This window comes from Hoeflea sp. EC-HK425, assembly GCF_902498795.1.
In the GTDB taxonomy this organism is placed as follows: Bacteria; Pseudomonadota; Alphaproteobacteria; order Rhizobiales; family Rhizobiaceae; genus Hoeflea; species Hoeflea alexandrii.
In genome coordinates, this window is sequence record NZ_LR701572.1 from 2835199 (window position 1) to 2853998 (window position 18800).

The 18800-nt window shown below is 62.1% G+C and carries 15 protein-coding genes; 10 read left to right on the forward strand and 5 right to left on the reverse strand.

Going from position 1 to position 18800, the window contains the following annotated elements; all coding sequences use genetic code 11:
- Positions 1-49: 49 nt before the first annotated feature.
- Positions 50-310, reverse strand: coding sequence for a hypothetical protein (locus tag SPHINGO391_RS16450; protein WP_152009846.1), 261 nt, complete (start codon positions 308-310; stop codon positions 50-52).
- A 3-nt stretch (positions 311-313) separates the two neighbouring features.
- On the opposite strand from SPHINGO391_RS16450, the gene SPHINGO391_RS16455 reads away from it, so the two are divergent.
- The 9 genes from SPHINGO391_RS16455 (at position 314) to SPHINGO391_RS16495 (ending at position 10813) form a co-directional block, all read left to right on the forward strand.
- Positions 314-1555 carry an extracellular solute-binding protein gene (locus SPHINGO391_RS16455; RefSeq protein ID WP_152009847.1) on the forward strand — a complete coding sequence of 414 codons (1242 nt, stop codon included), beginning with the start codon at positions 314-316 and terminating at the stop codon, positions 1553-1555.
- A gap of 112 nt (positions 1556-1667) precedes the next feature.
- Positions 1668-2600, forward strand: coding sequence for a sugar ABC transporter permease (locus tag SPHINGO391_RS16460; RefSeq protein ID WP_193217324.1), 933 nt, complete (start codon positions 1668-1670; stop codon positions 2598-2600).
- Complete coding sequence (locus tag SPHINGO391_RS16465; RefSeq protein ID WP_152009848.1) at positions 2600-3448, forward strand: carbohydrate ABC transporter permease; 849 nt, start codon at positions 2600-2602, stop codon at positions 3446-3448. Before SPHINGO391_RS16460 ends, SPHINGO391_RS16465 begins: the two co-directional genes overlap by 1 nt.
- A 16-nt stretch (positions 3449-3464) precedes the next feature.
- Positions 3465-5597: an alpha-galactosidase gene (locus tag SPHINGO391_RS16470; RefSeq protein ID WP_152009849.1), complete on the forward strand. Its 2133-nt coding sequence runs from the start codon at positions 3465-3467 to the stop codon at positions 5595-5597.
- Positions 5597-6367 carry an SDR family oxidoreductase gene (locus tag SPHINGO391_RS16475; RefSeq protein ID WP_152009850.1) on the forward strand — a complete coding sequence of 257 codons (771 nt, stop codon included), beginning with the start codon at positions 5597-5599 and terminating at the stop codon, positions 6365-6367. Before SPHINGO391_RS16470 ends, SPHINGO391_RS16475 begins: the two co-directional genes overlap by 1 nt.
- Complete coding sequence (locus SPHINGO391_RS16480) at positions 6364-7296, forward strand: 2-dehydro-3-deoxygalactonokinase (protein ID WP_280177929.1); 933 nt, start codon at positions 6364-6366, stop codon at positions 7294-7296. Before SPHINGO391_RS16475 ends, SPHINGO391_RS16480 begins: the two co-directional genes overlap by 4 nt.
- Positions 7293-7931: a 2-dehydro-3-deoxy-6-phosphogalactonate aldolase gene (locus SPHINGO391_RS16485; RefSeq protein WP_152009852.1), complete on the forward strand. Its 639-nt coding sequence runs from the start codon at positions 7293-7295 to the stop codon at positions 7929-7931. The genes SPHINGO391_RS16480 and SPHINGO391_RS16485 overlap by 4 nt, the downstream gene beginning before the upstream one ends.
- A 50-nt stretch (positions 7932-7981) precedes the next feature.
- Positions 7982-8818 (forward strand): SMP-30/gluconolactonase/LRE family protein, encoded by an 837-nt coding sequence (locus tag SPHINGO391_RS16490; protein WP_152011601.1) that lies wholly within the window; start codon positions 7982-7984, stop codon positions 8816-8818.
- 21 nt (positions 8819-8839) lie between these two features.
- The gene (locus tag SPHINGO391_RS16495) at positions 8840-10813 is read left to right on the forward strand and encodes a beta-galactosidase (protein ID WP_152009853.1); all 1974 of its coding nucleotides are present in this window, start codon (positions 8840-8842) and stop codon (positions 10811-10813) included.
- Positions 10814-10837: 24 nt separating this feature from the next.
- On the opposite strand, the gene SPHINGO391_RS16500 is transcribed toward SPHINGO391_RS16495, so the two are convergent.
- Positions 10838-12886 carry an NADH:flavin oxidoreductase gene (locus SPHINGO391_RS16500; protein WP_152009854.1) on the reverse strand — a complete coding sequence of 683 codons (2049 nt, stop codon included), beginning with the start codon at positions 12884-12886 and terminating at the stop codon, positions 10838-10840.
- Positions 12887-12902: 16 nt separating this feature from the next.
- On the reverse strand, positions 12903-14474 hold the full coding sequence (locus SPHINGO391_RS16505) for a trimethylamine methyltransferase family protein (RefSeq protein ID WP_152009855.1): 1572 nt from the start codon (positions 14472-14474) through the stop codon (positions 12903-12905).
- An 85-nt stretch (positions 14475-14559) separates the two neighbouring features.
- Here SPHINGO391_RS16505 and SPHINGO391_RS16510 point away from each other — a divergent pair, with 85 nt between their 5' ends.
- A complete protein-coding gene (locus SPHINGO391_RS16510; protein ID WP_152009856.1) occupies positions 14560-15477 on the forward strand; it encodes a LysR substrate-binding domain-containing protein in 918 nt (305 codons plus the stop codon).
- On the opposite strand, the gene SPHINGO391_RS16515 is transcribed toward SPHINGO391_RS16510, so the two are convergent.
- Both SPHINGO391_RS16515 and SPHINGO391_RS16520 read right to left on the reverse strand, forming a co-directional pair.
- A complete protein-coding gene (locus SPHINGO391_RS16515; protein ID WP_152009857.1) occupies positions 15467-16834 on the reverse strand; it encodes an EAL domain-containing protein in 1368 nt (455 codons plus the stop codon). The two genes, SPHINGO391_RS16510 and SPHINGO391_RS16515, sit on opposite strands and share 11 nt — an antisense overlap.
- 122 nt (positions 16835-16956) lie before the next feature.
- Entirely contained in the window at positions 16957-18699 is a 1743-nt protein-coding gene (locus tag SPHINGO391_RS16520) for a response regulator (RefSeq protein ID WP_152009858.1), read from the reverse strand.
- Positions 18700-18800: the final 101 nt, after the last annotated feature.

Sequence of the window (18800 nt, forward strand, 5' to 3'; positions counted from 1 at the left end):
CTCCACCCTGCGGCCCGGTCACACGGTGCGCCGCAAAACGGTCGTTTGTTCAAACGGTTGGCTCTCCCAAAACCAAACACTTGCATTTCATCTTGCCGGTCAACGAGCGAATGCCGCGCTTTTCCAGCTTGACAACTTCTACACCATAGATCGATAATTCTAAATAGTCAAATTGAGTTCCAAATAATGGAACATCAATTGATGCTGCCGGGGTGGTCTTGGAGGATTGCCCGCCCGGCAGGTGTAGAGATCCCGCCTTGACGGGATACACCGAGGGAACGGCAGGTTCGTCAACAACCGGGAGGATCACGCAATGAAGCTTTCACGCAAATCCGCGCTCCTCGGCACGGCTGCATTTGCCCTGATGGCAACGCAGGCTGTGGCCGAGCAACGCACACTGAAATATTACGCCGATTTCGATCCGGCGCCGCTGGCCGCCTTCGAGGCCGCGATCGCCGAATTCGAAGCCGCCAATCCTGACATCGACGTCGTGCTGCAGAATTTCGACCACGAAGGATACAAGACGGCGATCCGCAACTTCCTGTCGGCGGATTCTCCGGACCTTGCCAACTGGTATGCCGGCAACCGCATGGCGCCCTTCGTCAATGCCGGCCAGTTCATGGACATCACCGACGTATGGACCGACAACAATCTCGGCGAAAGCCTGGCTTCGGCCAAGGGCTCGATGACCATCGACGGCAAGCAGTGGGGCGTGCCCTACACCTATTACCAGTGGGGCATCTACTACAACAAGGACGCTTACAAGCAGGCCGGTGTCGAAGTGCCGACCACCTGGGCTGAGTTCATCGACAATTGCGCCAAGTTCAAGGAAGCCGGCATCGACTGCGTGACCACCGGCACCAAGGCGCTGTGGCCCGGAGCCGGCATCTTCGACTACATGAATCTGCGCACCAACGGCTATGACTTCCACATGGAACTGACCGCCGGCAAGGTGGCCTGGACCGATGACCGGGTGAAGAATACCTTTGCCGAGTGGGCCAAGCTGGTCGAACCCGGCTACGTAACCGCCAACCACGCAGCGCTTGACTGGCAGGATGCCGCATCGCTGCTGATCCAGGGCAAAGCCGCGAACTATGTCATGGGCAACTTCGCCGTGGCCGTGTTCAAGGATGGCGGCATGACCAACGACACGCTGGGTTTCATGCAGTTCCCGGAAATCACGCCGGGCCTGCCCAGGGGTGAGGAAGCTCCGACCGACACGATCCATATTCCGGCCGGAGCCAAGAATGTCGATGACGCCAAGAAGTTTCTTGCTTTCATCGCTACTGCGGATGTCCAGACCAAGCTGAACGAAGCCCTCGGTCAGCTGCCGATCAACAACCAGTCCAAGGTCGGTGATGATCCGTTCCTGCAGGCGGGCTTTGAAATGCTCTCTACGGCCGATGGCGGGATTGCCCAGTTCTTCGACCGCGACGCGCCGGCGGAGATGGCAAAGGTCGGCATGGAAGGCTTCCAGGAGTTCATGGTCAGGCCTGAAAACCTCGACAAGATCCTTGAACGGCTCGAAAAAGCCCGCCAGCGTATCTACAAGTAAGCCTCATGACCGGGCGGCCAAGCTGCCGCCCGGTCATTCCAAGACGACCTGACAACCGGGCGCGGGCAGATCGATCTCTCCGCCCATCGCCGGCGCATTCGGGAGGGCAGCCATGACGGGTTCAGCGACCACAGCCATCGCCGCAACACAAGCAAACACACCCGGGATCTGGAAACGGAACCAGCGTGCATGGGCGCCCTGGATCTTTCTTGCGCCGGGCATCGCGATGTTCGCGCTCTATGTCATTTACCCGATCATCGCCTCGATGTGGCTGAGCTTTTACGACTGGGACGGACTTGGCACCAAGACCTGGCTCGGCCTGGACAACTATGTCGAGCTGTTTGATGACGAGGCCTTCTACACATCGCTGTACAACAACATCATCTGGCTGGTTCTTTACATGCTGGCGGTTCCGGCCGGGCTGTTCGTGGCGCTGTTTCTCAACCAGACCGTCACCGGGATCCGCATCTACAAATCGCTGTTCTTCTTCCCCTTCGTCATCAGCCAGGTCGTTGTCGGACTGATCTTCTCCTGGTTCTACGCACCCAATTTCGGCTTGTTCTACAACATGATCGAGTGGCTGACCGGCACCGGCATCGCCGTGCTGGCAGACGACCGCTACGTGACCTATGGCATCATCGCCGCTGGCCTGTGGCCGCAAATCGCCTACTGCATGATCCTTTACCTGACCGGCCTCAACAATGTCGCGCCCGACCAGATCGAAGCCGCCCGGCTTGATGGTGCCAGGGGCTGGAAGATGCTCTGGCACATCATCCTGCCGCAACTGCGACCCGCGACCTTTATCGCCGTCGTCGTCACGGTGATCGGTGCGCTGAGATCGTTCGACCTGGTCTCGATCATGACCGATGGCGGGCCTTACGGCTCGAGCCGGGTGCTGTCGTTCTACATGTATGAGCAGGCGCTGTCGGAATACGGCTTCCGGATGGGCTATGGCGCTGCCATCGCCGTCGTGCTGTTTGCCATCATGATGATCTTCATCTCCGGGTTCATCTGGAAGATGGTCCGCGACGAAAGGGGCCTGTGATGTTTCCACGTCCCATCGAACACACAGCGCCAGCCACCCAGCTCCTTTACAAGGTGGCGTTACCGATTGCCCTGATCTTGTGGCTGCTGCCGCTGCTCGGGGTGGCGATGACCTCGCTCAAGCCTTCCAGCGACCTTGCCGCGGGCAATTATTTCGGGCTGCCGAGCCAGATCGCGTTTTCGAACTATGCCGACGTGTTCAACAATTCGCCGATCGGCAAGTACATCCTCAATTCGTTCAAGGTCACGATCCCAACCGTGATCGGCGCGGTGGCGATTGCCTGCCTGTCGGGTTTCGCGCTGGCAGTCTACCGGTTCCGGATGAACCTGTTGATCTTCTTCCTGTTCGTGGCGGGCAATTTCGTGCCGTTCCAGATCCTGATGGTGCCGGTCCGCGACCTGACGGTCTCGACCGGGCTCTACAACACGATCACCGGGCTCGCGCTGTTCCACATCGCCTTCCAGTCCGGCTTCTGCACCCTGTTCATGCGCAATTTCATCAAGGGGCTGCCGTTCGAACTGATCGAGTCTGCGCGCGTCGAGGGCGTCTCCGAGTTCCGTATCTTCTGGTACATCGTGCTGCCCTTGATGCGGCCGGCGATCGCGGCGCTCTCGGTGCTGGTTTTCACCTTCATCTGGAATGACTATTTCTGGGCCACGGTGCTGACCACCAGCGCCGAAACCCAGCCGGTGACCGCAGGCCTTTATTCGCTCAACGGACAATGGATCGCGCAGTGGCAACTGGTATCGGCCGGGTCGATCATCGCGGCCATGCCACCGGTGCTGATGTTCTTCCTGATGCAGAAGCACTTCATTGCCGGCCTGACGCTCGGCGCGACAAAGGGATAAGATGACACGCCCCGACATGCCAGACTTTGCCGTCAGCGATGTGTGCCGGCTTGACGGAGGCGGGCGGACGGCCGCCTTCGCCAGCTTCAACAAGGGCGTGCCATGCCTGATCCATTTCGGTCCGGCTCTGGCCCGGACGGACGACCTTGCGACGCTGGCAATCGCCACCATACCCAATGTCGGGGCCGGGCAGATCGATCCGTTCCTGCCGCTGACGCTGTGCCCGCTGGCCATCACCGGCTGGCAGGGCCATCCAGGCATGATTCTGCAGACGGCGGATGGCCGGGATTATCTTGCCAATCCGCAGCTTGTCGAGACCGAAAGCGATGGTGCGGACGGCATCCGATTCACACTTCTCGACCGTGGCAAGCCGGACGGGGTCAAGCTCGTCATCTCGGCCCGGCTCGATCCGGGCACCGGCATCCTGCAGCTCAGGCAGACGGTGACCATACCCGACGGCTGGAGCTGCAGCTGGCTTGCTGCGCCTGCCGTTCCGGTTTCAACCGGCATGAGCCGGATCATCGACCATTCCGGCCGCTGGTGCGGCGAGTTCCAGCGGCAGGAAGTGCCATTCAGGACCGGCGCGCACAGCCGGGAGAGCCGCGAGGGGCGCACCGGGCACGCGCATTTCCCCGGCGTCACGCTGGCGACGCCTGCCACCGGTGAACATACAGGCGCCTGTCTCGCCGTCACGCTTGCCTGGAGCGGCGGTCACCGGATGCTGGCCGAGGAACTGCCCGACGGGCGGCGGCAGGTGCAGTTCGGTGTCCTGGACGACGCTCTGGCGCGCGCCGAGGTCGCCTCCCCCACCATGCTGCTGTCATGGTCGGGTGACGGCTTCAACGGCGTGTCGCGGGCTTTCCATGGGCATCTTCGCGCCGTCCAGGCGCCGGTTAATGCGCGCCGCAAACGCGAACCTCGTCCGGTGCACTACAATTGCTGGGAGGCGGTCTATTTCCGCCATGACCTTAACGAGTTGAAGTCAATCGCCTCGCTGGCCGCCGAGCTTGGCGCAGAGCGCTTCGTGCTCGATGACGGCTGGTTCCGCGGCCGCGATGACGACACTTCAAGTTTGGGCGACTGGGAGATCGACAAAACCAAGTTCCCGGATGGGCTCGCGCCGCTGATCGATCATGTCCACGGCGAGGGCATGCGCTTCGGGCTCTGGTTCGAGCCGGAAATGGTCAACCGCGACAGCGATCTGTTCAGGGCGCATCCCGATTACATGCTCGGGCCGGACGACCAGCCCAGCGGCCGCAACCAGCATGTGCTCGACATAGCCAGACCCGAGGTGCGCGCGCACCTGTTCGGCCAGATCGACGCGATCCTGTCCTCGCACGAGATCGACTACGTCAAATGGGATCACAACCGCCCGCTGACCGGCGGAGACCCCGACCAGGCGCGCGGCTTCATGATGCTGCTGTCCGACCTTGTGCTGGCCCACCCGGGTGTTGATTTCGAGAGCTGCTCCTCGGGCGGCGGGCGCATCGATTTCGGCGTGCTGGAGCTCGCGAACCGGGTCTGGCTGTCGGATTCCAATGACGCGCTGGAGCGGCTGAGGATGCAGCACGAGGCCAGCCGCTGGATCGCGCCGGAGGTGCAGGGGTCGCATGTCGGCCCGCGCCATTGCCATACTTCGGGTCGGGTGCTGTCGATGCCGTTCCGGGCCTGGGTGGCCGCACAGCGGCACATGGGCTTCGAAATGGATCCACGCGAACTCACAGCTGACGAAAGCCAGACGCTGCGCCGGGTCACCACATGGTGGAAGCAGAACCGGGATTTCCTGTTCTCGGGCGCTCTGCATCGGCTGGAAAGCGACGATGCGGAGGTGTTCGCCGAGATGACAGTGGACGGGGCGGCAGACCGGTTCATCCTGTTTGCCGGTCAGGCCGGTGCTTCGGAGCAGATCTACCGGCGGCCCCTGGTTGCAGCTGGGCTCGATCCCGATGCGGTTTACGAGATCCGGCTGGTGAACCCGGAAGATGTGAGCCCGCTTGCAAACCGCCGGATGGTCAACACCCTTGCAAATGGGGGAACGATGCAGCTGTCCGGAGCCTTCCTTATGAGCCACGGCCTGCGCTTGCCCAATGCAGTTCCGGCCTCCATGACTGTTCTCGAAGGACAGCGAATCGAGCCGGAGGACCAGTGATGAGCGAGCCTGTACCGACATTCCCAGATCTCAAGGACAAGGCTGTTCTCATCACCGGTGGCGGCAGCGGCATCGGCGCGGCGTTGACCGAAGGCTTTACGGCGCAGGGCTCCAAGGTAGCGTTCATCGATGTCGCCGGGGCGCCAAGTCGGGAGTTAGCCGACCGTCTGGCCGGCATAAGCAGGCACGCGCCCCTGTTCATCCAAGCCGATCTCACGGACCTTGAGGCCCTCAAGCAGGCTGTTGCGCAGGCTGAAAGTACACACGGTCCGGCCAGGGTGCTGATCAACAATGCGGCGCTCGACGACCGGCATGAACTCCTCGAGATCACCGGCGACTACTGGGACGCCAACCACGCGATCAACCTGCGGCCGGTGGCGTTTACCGCCAAGGCCGTGGCGCCGGGCATGATCGCGGCCGGCGGCGGCGCGATCGTCAATTTCACTTCGACGTCCTACATGCTCAACATCGGCTCGATGCCGGCCTATACCGCCGCGAAGGCGGGGATCGTGGGTCTCACCAAGGGGCTCGCCGGGCGGCTTGGCCCGGACGGCATCCGCGTCAACGCCATCGCGCCGGGATGGGTGATGACGGAACGGCAGAAGCAGCTCTGGGTCACCGAGGAAGGCCTTGCCGCGATGATCGACCGGCAATGTCTCAAACGCCCGATCGAACCGGACGACATGGTCGGACCCTGCCTGTTCCTGGCGTCCAGCGCCTCGGCGATGATCACCGCGCAGGTCCTGATCGCCGACGGAGGCATGATGTGAGTACCACACCCGCCCTCGTTGCCGTCGACTGGGGAACGTCGAGCTTCCGGCTCTGGCTGATGTCGGCGGACGGAACGGTGCTGGCCGAACACCGCAGCCACGAGGGCATGAGCGAGGTTGCTGGGCGCGGATTCGAGGCCGTGCTCGAAACCCATCTCGAAGCGCTCTCGGCGCCGGAGCATCTGCCGGTGGTCATCTGCGGCATGGCCGGATCGCGGCAGGGATGGGTCGAGGCGGGCTACATCGATACGCCGGCCGATGTCACCACTATCGGCGAGACGGCGACCATCGTGCCCGGCACGGCGCGGCAGATCATCATCATTCCGGGACTGGCGGTGCGGTCGGATGCCGAACCGGACGTGATGCGCGGGGAAGAAACCCAGTTGCTCGGTGCGCATTTCGACATGCCCGGCGGGGAGCGCTACTGCATGCCGGGGACGCATTCGAAGTGGGTCAGCATGGACGGCTCGATCGTCACCGGGTTCGAAACCTTCATGACCGGAGAACTGTTTTCGGTCATCAGCGGCAAGACGATCCTCAAGCATTCCACCGGCGGCGATGGCAACGTCGACGCCAATGACCCGGCGTTTCTGACGGGCGTCCGCGACGGATGGACCCAGCCGGCGAAGACAACGCATCACCTCTTCTCGATCCGTGCCGGACAATTGCTTTACGATCATCAGGCAGGCGAAAACCGGGCCCGGCTGTCTGGCCTGCTGATCGGCGCCGAGTTCGCCGGGGCCGGCATCCGGGGCGACGAACAGATCGGCCTGGTGGCGAGCGGCGCGCTGCAGCGGCTCTATCACGCGGCGCTGGCCGAATGCGGGGTGCAGGTTCGCGACATTGACGCTGACGTGGCCGTGCGTCGCGGGCTGCTGGAATCCTGGCAGCGTTTTTCCACCACCAACGGGGATGTGCAAAGCCGATGATGCGGATCAAGTTTCCTTCGATGAAGCGCGGCCTGGTCGCGATCCTGCGCGGCATCAAGCCAGATGAAACAGCCGGGATCGTCGACGGTCTTGTCGAAGCCGGTTTCACGGCCATCGAGATCCCGCTCAACTCGCCCGAGCCGTTCCGCTCTATCGAGATCGCTGTCAAGCGCGCGCCGAAAGAGGTGCTGATCGGCGCCGGGACAGTGCTGTCGATCGAGGATGTCGACCGCCTCGAGAGCATCGGCGGACGGCTGATGGTCAGCCCGAATGTCGACCGCGAGGTGATCGCGCAGGCGGCGTCGCACGGCATGGTGACCATGCCCGGCGTTTTCACGCCGACCGAGGCACTGGCGGCCTGTGCTGCGGGCGCCTCGGCGCTAAAGTTCTTTCCGGCCAGTGTCCTGGGTCCATCGGGCATCAGCGCCATTGGCGCGGTTCTTCCCAAGGACGTTCCGGTCGGGGCGGTCGGCGGTGTGTCGAACGAGGATTTCGCTGCCTACGCAAAGGTCGGCGTTCGAACTTTCGGACTCGGCTCCAGCCTCTACAAGGCGGGAATGCCGGCAGACGAGGTTGCGCGCCGCGGTCGCGCGGCCATTGCCGCATATGATGCACTTGAGGGGAGCGGAACGTGAGCGCGAAAGAGATCACATTCTCGGGGACAAGGCTGAATGCGCCCGCCTGCATGCTGGGTGAAGGCCCCACCTATGACCCCCATACCGGCACGGCCTGGTGGTTCGATATCCTTGGGCGGAAGCTGTTTGAATACAGGCTCGCCTCCGATGCCCTCCAAGTCCACGACCTGCCGGTGATGGGCAGCGTCCTGGCCCGGATTGATGATGACCGACAGGTGCTTGCAACCGAGACCGGCCTGCACCTGCGCCATGTCGCGACGGGCGAACTGGAACTGATCACGCTGATCGAGGCGGACAACGTGATAACACGGTCGAATGACGGAAGGGTGCATCCCTGCGGCGCCCTGTGGTTCGGCACCATGGGCAAGAACGCCGAAAAACACGCCGGCGCGATCTACCATGTGGCGCGCGGCAAGGTGACAACGCTGTTTCCCGACATCACCATCCCCAACGCGATCTGCTTCTCCCCCGACGGCGCGATCGCCTATTTCACCGACACGATGTCCGGCAAGCTGATGCGCGTGGCCATTGACCCGGCAACCGCCCTTCCCACCGGTTCACCCGAGATCTTCTTCGATCACCGCGGCGGCGACGGGGGGATCGATGGCGCGGTGTGCGACCGTGACGGGATGATCTGGAACGCCCGCTGGGGCGCCGGATGCATCGATGGATACTCCGCGGATGGCGAGCGGATCCTCTCGCTCAAGGTGCCTGCCAGCCAGTCGAGCTGCCCGGCCTTTGTCGGTCCCGATGCTGATCGGTTGCTGGTGACATCGGCGCGCGAAGGCCTGTCGGACGAAGCTCTTGCCGCTGATCCCGAGGCCGGTTCGACATTCCTGCTCGATCATCCGGTCAAGGGCCGGTTCGAGCCCGACTATATTCTCTGACCTCACGCGGAGCCTGCCCATATGAACCGTACGCTCGGTGTCTGCTATTACCCGGAACACTGGCCGGAAACCCAATGGGCGGACGACGCCGCGCGGATGGCCAGGCTCGGCCTCACCCATGTCCGCATCGGCGAGTTCGCCTGGTCGCGGCTTGAACCCAGGCGCGGCGCTTACGATTTCGACTGGCTGCGCCGCGCCATCGACACCTTGCATGGCGCGGCTCTCAAAGTGATCCTGGGGACGCCGACCGCCACGCCGCCAAAATGGCTGGTGGACGAGATGCCGGACATGCTGCCGGTCGGCGCGGATGGTTCGGTGCGCGGGTTCGGCTCGCGCCGTCACTATGATTTTTCCCATGACGGCTATCTGGAAGAATGCAAGCGCATTACGCTTGCACTCGCCAGGGCCTTTGGGGAGCATCCCGGCATTGCCGCCTGGCAGACCGACAATGAATATGACTGCCACAACACCACGCTGTCCTATTCTGCTGCGGCGCGCGCCGGTTTCCAGGCATGGCTGCAACGAAAATACCAGTCTCCCGATGCGCTCAACCGTGCCTGGGGTACGGTGTTCTGGTCGATGGAGGTGGCCGATTTCGGCGAGGTCGAACTGCCGAACCTGACGGTGACCGAAGCCAATCCGGCGCATGTGATGGACTTCCGCCGCTACGCCTCGGACATGGTGGTGCGCTTCAACAAGGCGCAGGCCGATATCATCCGGGCGCATTCGCCGGGCCGGGACGTGATCCACAACTTCATGGGCCGAACGCTGGCCTTCGATCATTTTGCTGTTGGCGCTGACCTCGATATTTCAAGCTGGGATTCCTATCCGCTCGGGTTTCTCGAAGACCGTTCCGACCAGAATGATGACTGGAAGCGTCAGTTCGCCCGCGCCGGCGACCCGGATTTCCAGGCCTTCCACCACGATCTCTACCGCGCCACCTCGAAGGGACGCTGGTGGGTGATGGAACAGCAGCCCGGACCGGTCAACTGGGCGCCTCACAATCCCGCACCGCGCGACGGCATGGTGCGGCTGTGGAGCTGGGAGGCCTTTGCCCACGGCGCCGAAACGGTGAGCTATTTTCGCTGGCGCCAGGCGCCCTTCGCGCAGGAGCAGATGCATGCGGGCCTGCTGCGGCCGGACTCGATCGAGGCCGAGGGTTATTTCGAGGCGGCGCAGGTGGCGAAGGAACTTGGCGAACTTGAGGGCGAGCTTGACGACAAGGCCGGGCTTGCCGATGTGGCGATCGTCTTCGACTATCCCTCCGCCTGGGCCTGGGAGATCCAGCCGCAGGGCCGTGAGTTCGACTATTTCCGGCTGGTGTTCGACTTCTACCGCAGCCTGCGGCGGCTTGGTCTTTCGGTCGACTTCGTGCCAGGCGATACGCCGAGTCTAGAAGGCTACAGGCTTGTCGTGATCCCCGGCCTGTTCACCTGGTCGCCGGCCCTGCTCGAAGCGATCAAGGCGCATGACGGACATGTGCTGATCGGTCCCCGGTCCGGCTCGAAGACGGCGGATTTTGCCATTCCCCAAGGCCTGCCACCGGCATTGCCCGATGATCTACTCGGGGTACGGGTCGCCCGGATCGAGACATTGCGGGCGGATACGCCGGTTCCCATACAGGGCGGCGGAACCTTCCAGTTCTGGCGTGAGTACCTCGAGGTGAATGCTGAGACCGAAACTATCCTGTCCGCCAAGGATGGGGTTCCGGCACTCGTGGCCAAGGGAAATTGCCACTATCTTGGCGGCTGGCCGGATGCTGACTTGCTGTTGGAAATCCTTCAAGGGCTGTCCGCCAATGCAGGCCTCTCCGTACGGGAGCTGCCTGACGAGGTTCGGCTGCGGCGGCACGGCCATCATGTCTTCGCGTTCAACTATGGCGCGACACCATTCGACCTTACCGATTTAGGCTGGAGCCGGGAGCCTTTGCTAGGCAGTCGCAGGCTCGAGCCCTCGGGCGTCGCTGTCACGCAGCTATCAGACGCCGGGTACTGATCCACAGGAGGCCCTGACACTAGCCTAGATCTCCTTCACCAGCCTCAGCGCGTCATAGATGGCAGCATGGGTGTTGCGAGCTGCGATCGCGTCGCCGATGCGGAACAGCTGGAAGCCCGGACCATCCGAGGGGCCACCATTCAGTGTCTGCGGTTTGCCTGCAATGAAGGCGTCGTAGTCGACCTGGCCGAGATTGCTCGAGTGCGGCTTGAGCTCGAAATAGAGCTCATCGAGCGGCAGCGTGCCGTGATTGATGACGATCTGATCGAAATTGCGGGTCTTGGCGAGCGGCATGTAATCGCTGCCGATGGTGGCCTTGAGCCGGTTGCCGTCGCGCTCCACGGAGGTCAGACGGTAGGTGACGGTGAAGGTCACCTCCTTGTCCTGCAACGAGCGCATATAGGGGACCAGGTTCATCGCCATCACGTCGGGCGCGAAGCTGCGGTCGGGGGTCATGATCTCGACCGAGGCGCCGGCCTGAGCTGCCACTTCAGCCGCCTGCAGCCCTGAATGGTCACCGGCGTCGTCATAGATCAGCACCTGTTTTCCCGGTTTGACATCGCCCGAGATCAGGTCCCAGCTGGAGACCACCAGATCGTTGCCCGCTTCCAGAACTTCCGTGTGCGGCAGACCGCCGGTGGCGATGATCACCACGTCCGGATTCTCGGCGATCACGTCTTCGGCTTCTGCCCAGGTGTTGAAACGGAACTCGACATCGCGGGCGGCGCATTGCGCCATGCGCCATTCGATGATGCCGATCATCTCCTTGCGGCGCTGGTTCTGGGCGGTGAGCCGGATCTGCCCTCCCGCATCGGGCTGCGCCTCGAACACCGTGACCTTATGCCCGCGCTCGGCTGCGACACGGGCCGCCTCAAGGCCTGCAGGCCCTGCCCCAACGATCACGACGCGCTTCGAAGTCTCGGCGCGCGGGATTGTGTGGGGCATGGTCAGCTCGCGACCAGTGGCGGGATTGTGGATGCAAAGCGCATCTCCCGCCTGATAAATGCGGTCGAGGCAATAGGTGGCGCCGACGCAGGGCCTTATGTCGTCCTCGCGGCCTTCCATGATCTTCCTGACCAGATGCGGATCGGCCATATGCGCCCGGGTCATGCCGATCATGTCGAGCTTGCCGCTTGCGATCGCATGGCGCGCGGTGGCCACATCGGGAATCCGGGCTGCGTGGAAGGTCGGCAGCCCGACCTCGGCGCGAATGCGGCCGGCGAAATCGAGATGCGGGGCCGAGCGCATGCCCTGCACAGGAATCACATCGGTCATCGCCGGATCGGTGTGGATCTGGCCGCGGATAACATTGAGGAAATCGACCTGGCCTGACGCCTTGAACATGTGGCCGATGGCGACGCCCTCTTCCTCGTCGATCCCGCCTTTGGCCGTCTCGTCGGCGGTGTAACGGATGCCGACGAGCAGCTTGTCTCCAACCCTTGCCCTGATCGCAGCCACAACATCGAGCGCGAAGCGGGCGCGGTTTTCAAGGCTGCCGCCATAGGGTCCGTCGAGCTCATTGGTAAGCGGCGACATGAACTGGTCCATCAGGTGGCCATAGCATTCGAGCTCGATGCCATCGAGCCCGGCCGCGGCCATGCGCTCGGCCGCGTCGGCATAGTCGGTGATGACGCGCGCGATGTCCCAGTCTTCCATCTTCTTGGGAAACGCCCGATGCGCCGGTTCGCGCTGGTGGCTGGTCGACAGTGCCGGCAGCCAGTCGCCCTTGTTCCAGTGAGTGCGGCGGCCGAGATGGGTCAGCTGGATCATCACCGCGCAGCCATGCTCGTGGCACTCGTCGGTGAGCTTTCTCATCCAGCCGACGACTTCATCCTTGTAGGCGAGCACATTGTTGAACACCGGCGGACTGTCTTTCGAGACCGCCGCCGAGCCTGCCGTCATGGTCATGGCTATACCAGCCCTGGCGCGTTCGACATGATAGGCGCGGTAGCGGTCCTTCGGCATGCCGTCTTCCGGATAGGCCGGTTCGTGACTGGTGGTCATAATCCGGTTCTTCAGCGTCAGGTGCTTGAGCTGATAGGGTTGCAGCAGCGGGTCGTTCAGGGTTGCCATGGATCCCCCTTTCTTGTCAGTACCAGGCGTCGGCCTGAGCGGCCTTGGTGCGCTCCATATACTCCAAAAGCGCCTGGTCTGTCGCTTCGTCCATGGGCGGCGCCTCATAGTCGGCCAGCGTCTGCTTCCAGCGCTTGTTGGCACGGCTTGCAGCGTCGGTGCGTCCGGCGATGTCCCATTTCTCGAATGGTTCATTGTCGGCGATCGCCGAGTCCCAGAAGGCGGTCTGGTAGTTTTCCATTGTGTGGGCGCAACCGAGGAAATGCTTGCCGACCCCGACTTCGCGGAAGGCATCGAGCGCCAACGTGTTGTCGTCGACCACCACGCCGGCCAGATAGGAATGCAGCGCACCACAGAAATCGGCATCCATGACGAATTTCTCGTAGGACATCGACAAGAGCCCGTCGAGAAAACCGGCGGAATGCAGGATGAAATTTGCCCCGCAATGCACCGCCGAAAGCATCGACATGGTGCCCTCGTTCATGGCCTGCGCATCGGGCAGCTTGGAATTGGAGAAATTGCCGGCGCAGCGCAGGGGCAGGTTCAGCCGCCGGGCCAGTTGCCCGATCACCATCGAACCGATGGCGGGTTCGGGCGTTCCGAAGGTGGGCGAACCCGAACGCAGCGACATGGACGAGAGGAAGTTGCCGAAGATCACCGGCGCGCCCTTGCGCTCGAGCTGGGTCAGCGCGCAGCCAGCCATGGTTTCGGCCAGCGACTGGGCGATCGCGCCGGCATTGGTGACCGGCCCCATAGCTCCGCCCAGAATGAACGGCACGATGACGGCGGCCTGGTTGGCGCGGGCATAGGCCCTGAGCGCGTGGGTCATGGTTCCGTCCCAGACCAGCGGCGAGTTGACGTTGACGTTGCCCAGGATGACGCAGTTGCGGTCGGCAAAATCACGGCCGAACACGATCCGCGCCATCTCGATCGATTCCTCGGCCCGGTTTTCGGCGGTGACCGATCCCATGAAACAGCGGTCGGAATACTTCAGATGGGCATAGACCATGTCGAGATGGCGCTTGTTGACCGGCACATCCACCGGCTCGCAGATCGTGCCGCCGGAATGATGCAGACAGGGGCTTGATTGCGCCAGCTTTATGAAGTTGCGGAAATCCTCGATCGTGCCGTAGCGGCGGCCCTTGTCCAGATCCATCACGAAGGGCGAACCGTAGGCCGGAGCGAAGACCACGCTTTTGCCGCCGATCTCGACATTGTTGGCGGGATTGCGCGCATGTTGTGTGAAGCTCGCCGGTGCTGATTTGAGGATCTCGCGCAGCATGCCCGGCTCGAATTTCACCAACAGCCCATCGACATGGGCACCGGCCGATTTCCAGTGCTCAAGCGCGACAGGATCATCGCGGAACTCGATGCCGATCTCGGCAAGGATCCGGTCTGCGGTATCCTCGATCCGGAGAAGGCTTTCCTCACCCATGATGTCGTAGGTGGGAATATTGCGGATGATATAGGGTGCCTTATGGTGCAGAGGCTGCGCGCTCTGTCCAGCCCTGCGGCCGTCGCGTCCGCCGGCCCGCTCCCGCCGCTGCCCTCTTGACCCCCTCGGTTCCGCGATATCTGCAGTATCCATGCTCAACCCTCCGCACGGCAAGTCTAGGATCATTGCCAAGCAATGTAATGCTGGAAAATTCATGTGTGTTGGATAAGGTGAGCTTATGGACAACCTTCGGCATCTATTGCCCTCGGCGGGCAATCTCATTGTCTTTGAAGCGGCCGGGCGGCAGCTCAGCTTCACCAGGGCGGCGCAGGAACTGGGCATGACCCAGGCTGCGGTCAGCTACGCGATCCGGTCGCTCGAAAGCCAGCTCGGAACCACGCTGTTTCACAGGGCGCACCGGGCCGTGACGTTGACAGAGGCGGGCCGACGCTTTCATGCCGACGTCAGTCTCGGCTTGAGCCATATTCGCAGATCGGCCGAGGACATGCGAGCGCGCGGCCGGGCCAACACGGTGACGCTGGCCGCGTCGACCGCATTTGCCTCGCTCTGGATGCTGCCACGGCTGCACCGGTTGCGGGACGACCTGCCCGACATCGATCTGCGCATCCAGACCGCCGATCGCGATATCGATATCCGCAACGAGAACATCGAACTGGGCGTGCGCGGCGGGCGGCCTGAAGACTGGCCGGATTACGAGAGTGCGCTGATCGCGCCTGAAGTGATCTGGGCGGTGGCAAGTTCCGCCTACCTCGACAAGCACGGCATGCCGGAATCTGTCGCCCATCTGACCCAGCACAGGCTGATACATCTTGAGGAACCGTTTCGCAGCGCCTGCGACTGGCGGCAGTGGTTGACGAGTGCGGGCATCAATGGAGTGACTGCAAACCGGGGACTGGCCATCAACGACTATGTCCTGGTGATCCAGGCGGTGATGGAAGGTCAGGGCGTGGCGCTGGGCTGGCAGCATCTTACCGAACGGCTGGTCGCTTCAGGCCTGCTGCGCAAGGTAACGGATCACCGGCTGGTTACCGGGGCCGCGTTCCATGTGATCTGGCCAAAAGGACGGCCGCTCTCATCACAATCAAAACTGGTTCTGGACTGGCTTGCAGACGAGGGGCGCGAGGTCAGCGAATGACCAGGTTCTGGCGTGCGGCGCCGGCTCGGGCAAATTCCTCGGCTTCGATCAAGGCAAAGGTTGTCGCAGCGTCGACTGCCTTGCCATAGAACCAGCCCTGCCCCGATTTGCAGCCGAGTTCCTGAAGCTTCAGCGCCTGTTCCTCGGTCTCGATTCCCTCGGCGATCACCTTGAGGTTGAGGCCTTCACACATTGCGAGAATGGCCCGCACGATATGTTCGGCGGATTTGTCCACGGTGATTTCGCTGACGAAGCTGCGGTCGATCTTGACCTTGTTGAAGGCAAAGTCGCGCAGACGGCCGAGGCTCGACTGTCCCGTTCCGAAGTCGTCGAGAGACACACGGATGCCGACGCTTTGCAGTTCGGTAACGACCTTGGCGGCGACCTCGGGATCGCTCATCATCGCGGTCTCGGTGATCTCGAGTTCCAGACGGCGTGGGTCGAGTCCGACCCTGTTTATAACCGCCAGCACGTTGAAGGCCGTGGCCGGGTCAATCAGTTGGGCAGAAGACAGGTTGAAGGACAGGAAGACCCCTGCCGGCCAGTGCCTGGCTGTTTCAGCGGCCTTCTTGAGCAGTGTTTCAGTGAGAGAATCGATAAAGCCGCGTTCTTCGGCGAGCGGAATGAAAAGGCCCGGCGAGATGAAACCGAGTTCCTTGTCGGTCCAGCGTGCAAGCGCTTCGAACCCCTGGATGGATCCGTCGGAAAGATCGACGATCGGCTGGAAATGTACAGCCACCTCATCAGCGATGATGGCCCTGCGCAGCGCCTGCTCGATTTGTGTGCCGCGGCGCATTTCCTCGGCGATTTCCTCCGAGTAGACCGTTATCTGGCCGCGGCCCCGTCGCTTCGACCGGTAGAGTGCGGTGTCGGCGCTCTTGAGCAATTCGGCAAACTGCTCGCCTGCGAATGGATAGACGGCAAAGCCGAAGGAGGCCGACAGGCGGACGTTGCGGTCGCCAAGGTCGTAGGGCGCCGACAGGACATCCTTGAACATCCGGCCAATCTTTTCCGCACCCTTCTTCTCGAAGACCAGCGGCAGGATGAAGGCAAACTCGTCGCTTTCAATCCGGGCGACAAAGCCGCCGTCAGGCAGGCAAGCGCGCAACCGGTGTGCCACCTGGCACAGGATTTCATCGCCGGCGGCGTGACCGAAGAGATCGTTGATCGGCTTGAAGCCGTCGATATTGGCGATACCGATGGTGAAGGGCGCAGGATCATCCGCACGTTCGGACGCCAGCTTGCGGATCTTGTCCATCAACCGGCGCCGATTGCCCAGTCCCGTCAACGGGTCGGTGTAGGACACGGTGTTGGGATTGGGTGACAAAGCGTCGCTGTTTGTGTCTTCAGGCGCCATTAACAAAAACTGGTCCGCAAAAATGAATGTAACTTCCAGAAACAAAATGCGGCAGATGTCTTAAGATTGTCCTATAACGGGACCGACTAGAAAATACTCCGGATTTTCAGCAGGATGGAGGTTCAGCCAGCGGCCTTCAGCAGCTGTGGACCATTGACCCATTTTGCGATGATCGCCTCCAGCTTTTCGGGACTGACTGGCTTGGAGAGGTAATCGTTCATTCCGGCAGCGAGGCAGCGTTCGCGATCACCGGTCATGGCATGGGCTGTGACAGCAATCACGGGCACTGGGTGCGGCTTGTTGCCGGCCTTTGCTTCCGCGTCGCGTATTGCCTGGGTAGCCTGCAGACCGTTCATGACGGGCATGGAAACATCCATAAGGATTAGGTCCGGTGCTGCGGCGGTCCAGGCAGCAACGGCCTCTTGCCCGTTGGCGACGATGCGGAAATCCACATCCATGGCTTCGAGGATCTGTTCAAAGACGATCTGGTTCACGTCATTGTCTTCGGCGACCAGCACCCGGATACGGCCACGGACCGGTGACGATGCCCGTTCCTGAGACGCCAGTTTCCGGGGAGGCAAGACTGTAGTCCGGGCGGATGCAACAACCGCTTCTTCGGAATTCCGTGATGCAGCGACCAGGGATGGCAACGGAGCATCAGCGGTTTTTTCCGGCGCGTTCCTGACCGAAGTTGGTGCGGGCAATGCTGCACGCAAGGCCTGCTCAAGGACGGGGTGGCTCCGGGCGGCATCCATGGAAATCATCTGCGATAGCCTGGCGGAAATCCTGACTTCGCTGATTGCGAGCTTCATCTCCCGCGCCGCCTCCAGGAAGGCGAATGTTTCCCCGACGCCTGCTGTAGCGACCGCATCGAAGCCTCCGCGTTTAAGCGCAGCCACCTGAGCTTCCGAGCGCTGCCGGTCTTCATCGACCACCAGAATGCGCCCCTTGCATGCCTGTGGTGCTGGCGGCTCCTGGGCATCCATTTCGAACGGCGTCGAGGGTCCAGTGACGGCTGCGGGCTTCGGGCCGCTGCGATAGTCCGCCTCGACCTTGTTCCCAACAGTCACAGCGCTGACGTCGTCGAACGAGATTGTTACGTAGCGATTTCCCGAAGCTCCAGAGCGTCGAATGCGGGTAACAACGGGTATGACGGTTCCGTCACAACTGAAAATGTCCTCGGGTGTTTCATAGGCAACGCCGGTTTCAAGCACCTTTTTTTCCACCGCCTCGAACCGCGCGGCGAGTTCCGGATTGACGAGATCGACCGCCTTCTTTCCGAGAATCTGCTTGCGATGCAGCCCTGCAATCCGGCAGAAGGCGTCGTTGACCATGATGTAGCAAAGCTCGGAATCCTTGACCACCACCGGTGTGGCCAGATTGTCGAGAATGAGCTGGACGAGTTCGGCCTTCTTCAAGACCTCGGCCATTTCCTCATCCTTGCGCTTCTGGTCGGTGACGTCCTGAATGGTGGCAAGCAGAATTCCGTCGGGCATACGCCGCTTGCACAATCGCACCCAGCGGCCGTCAGCCAGCCTCTCGACACTTTCGTAACGCTCCCGCCAGTGGATGGCGATCCGCTCGGCGACCCAGTCCTCGCGCGAGACATAGCGCGGTTTGCCGTCCAGGGAACCAAGCACGCGGGCGCCGGCATCATAGGTGGCGTTGAAGAGATCGCGCAATCGCGCACCGGGTTTCAGCAACTCGCGGGGCACATCGAAGAAACGCAAAAACTGAGAACTTGCCGCGATCAACCGATCGTCACGGTCGTAGACCATGATGCCGATGTCCAGTGCTGAAGCCAGACATTCGATATTCTTGATTTCGCCCCAACGGCGTGGATTTTCGGTGTCGTTCAACGCCATTCTACTTCAATCCGATACCCACACTCTCGACAGGCACCACTTGGAGGCCACATTTCGTGGCAGTTTTTTTCTCAAGCACTTGCTCCAGTGACAGGGGACAG

Excerpts from the sequence above, each read along its gene's own strand:
- SPHINGO391_RS16455 (WP_152009847.1), top strand. The coding sequence starts at position 314 with ATGAAGCTTTCACGCAAATCCGCGCTCCTCGGCACGGCTGCATTTGCC.
- SPHINGO391_RS16485 (WP_152009852.1), top strand. The coding sequence starts at position 7,293 with ATGATGCGGATCAAGTTTCCTTCGATGAAGCGCGGCCTGGTCGCGATC.
- SPHINGO391_RS16490 (WP_152011601.1), top strand. The coding sequence starts at position 7,982 with ATGCTGGGTGAAGGCCCCACCTATGACCCCCATACCGGCACGGCCTGG.
- SPHINGO391_RS16505 (WP_152009855.1), bottom strand. The coding sequence starts at position 14,474 with ATGGATACTGCAGATATCGCGGAACCGAGGGGGTCAAGAGGGCAGCGG.
- SPHINGO391_RS16500 (WP_152009854.1), bottom strand. The coding sequence starts at position 12,886 with ATGGCAACCCTGAACGACCCGCTGCTGCAACCCTATCAGCTCAAGCAC.
- SPHINGO391_RS16520 (WP_152009858.1), bottom strand. The coding sequence starts at position 18,699 with ATGGCGTTGAACGACACCGAAAATCCACGCCGTTGGGGCGAAATCAAG.
- SPHINGO391_RS16460 (WP_193217324.1), top strand. The coding sequence starts at position 1,668 with ATGACGGGTTCAGCGACCACAGCCATCGCCGCAACACAAGCAAACACA.
- SPHINGO391_RS16515 (WP_152009857.1), bottom strand. The coding sequence starts at position 16,834 with ATGGCGCCTGAAGACACAAACAGCGACGCTTTGTCACCCAATCCCAAC.
- SPHINGO391_RS16495 (WP_152009853.1), top strand. The coding sequence starts at position 8,840 with ATGAACCGTACGCTCGGTGTCTGCTATTACCCGGAACACTGGCCGGAA.
- SPHINGO391_RS16510 (WP_152009856.1), top strand. The coding sequence starts at position 14,560 with ATGGACAACCTTCGGCATCTATTGCCCTCGGCGGGCAATCTCATTGTC.
- SPHINGO391_RS16470 (WP_152009849.1), top strand. The coding sequence starts at position 3,465 with ATGCCAGACTTTGCCGTCAGCGATGTGTGCCGGCTTGACGGAGGCGGG.
- SPHINGO391_RS16475 (WP_152009850.1), top strand. The coding sequence starts at position 5,597 with ATGAGCGAGCCTGTACCGACATTCCCAGATCTCAAGGACAAGGCTGTT.
- SPHINGO391_RS16465 (WP_152009848.1), top strand. The coding sequence starts at position 2,600 with ATGTTTCCACGTCCCATCGAACACACAGCGCCAGCCACCCAGCTCCTT.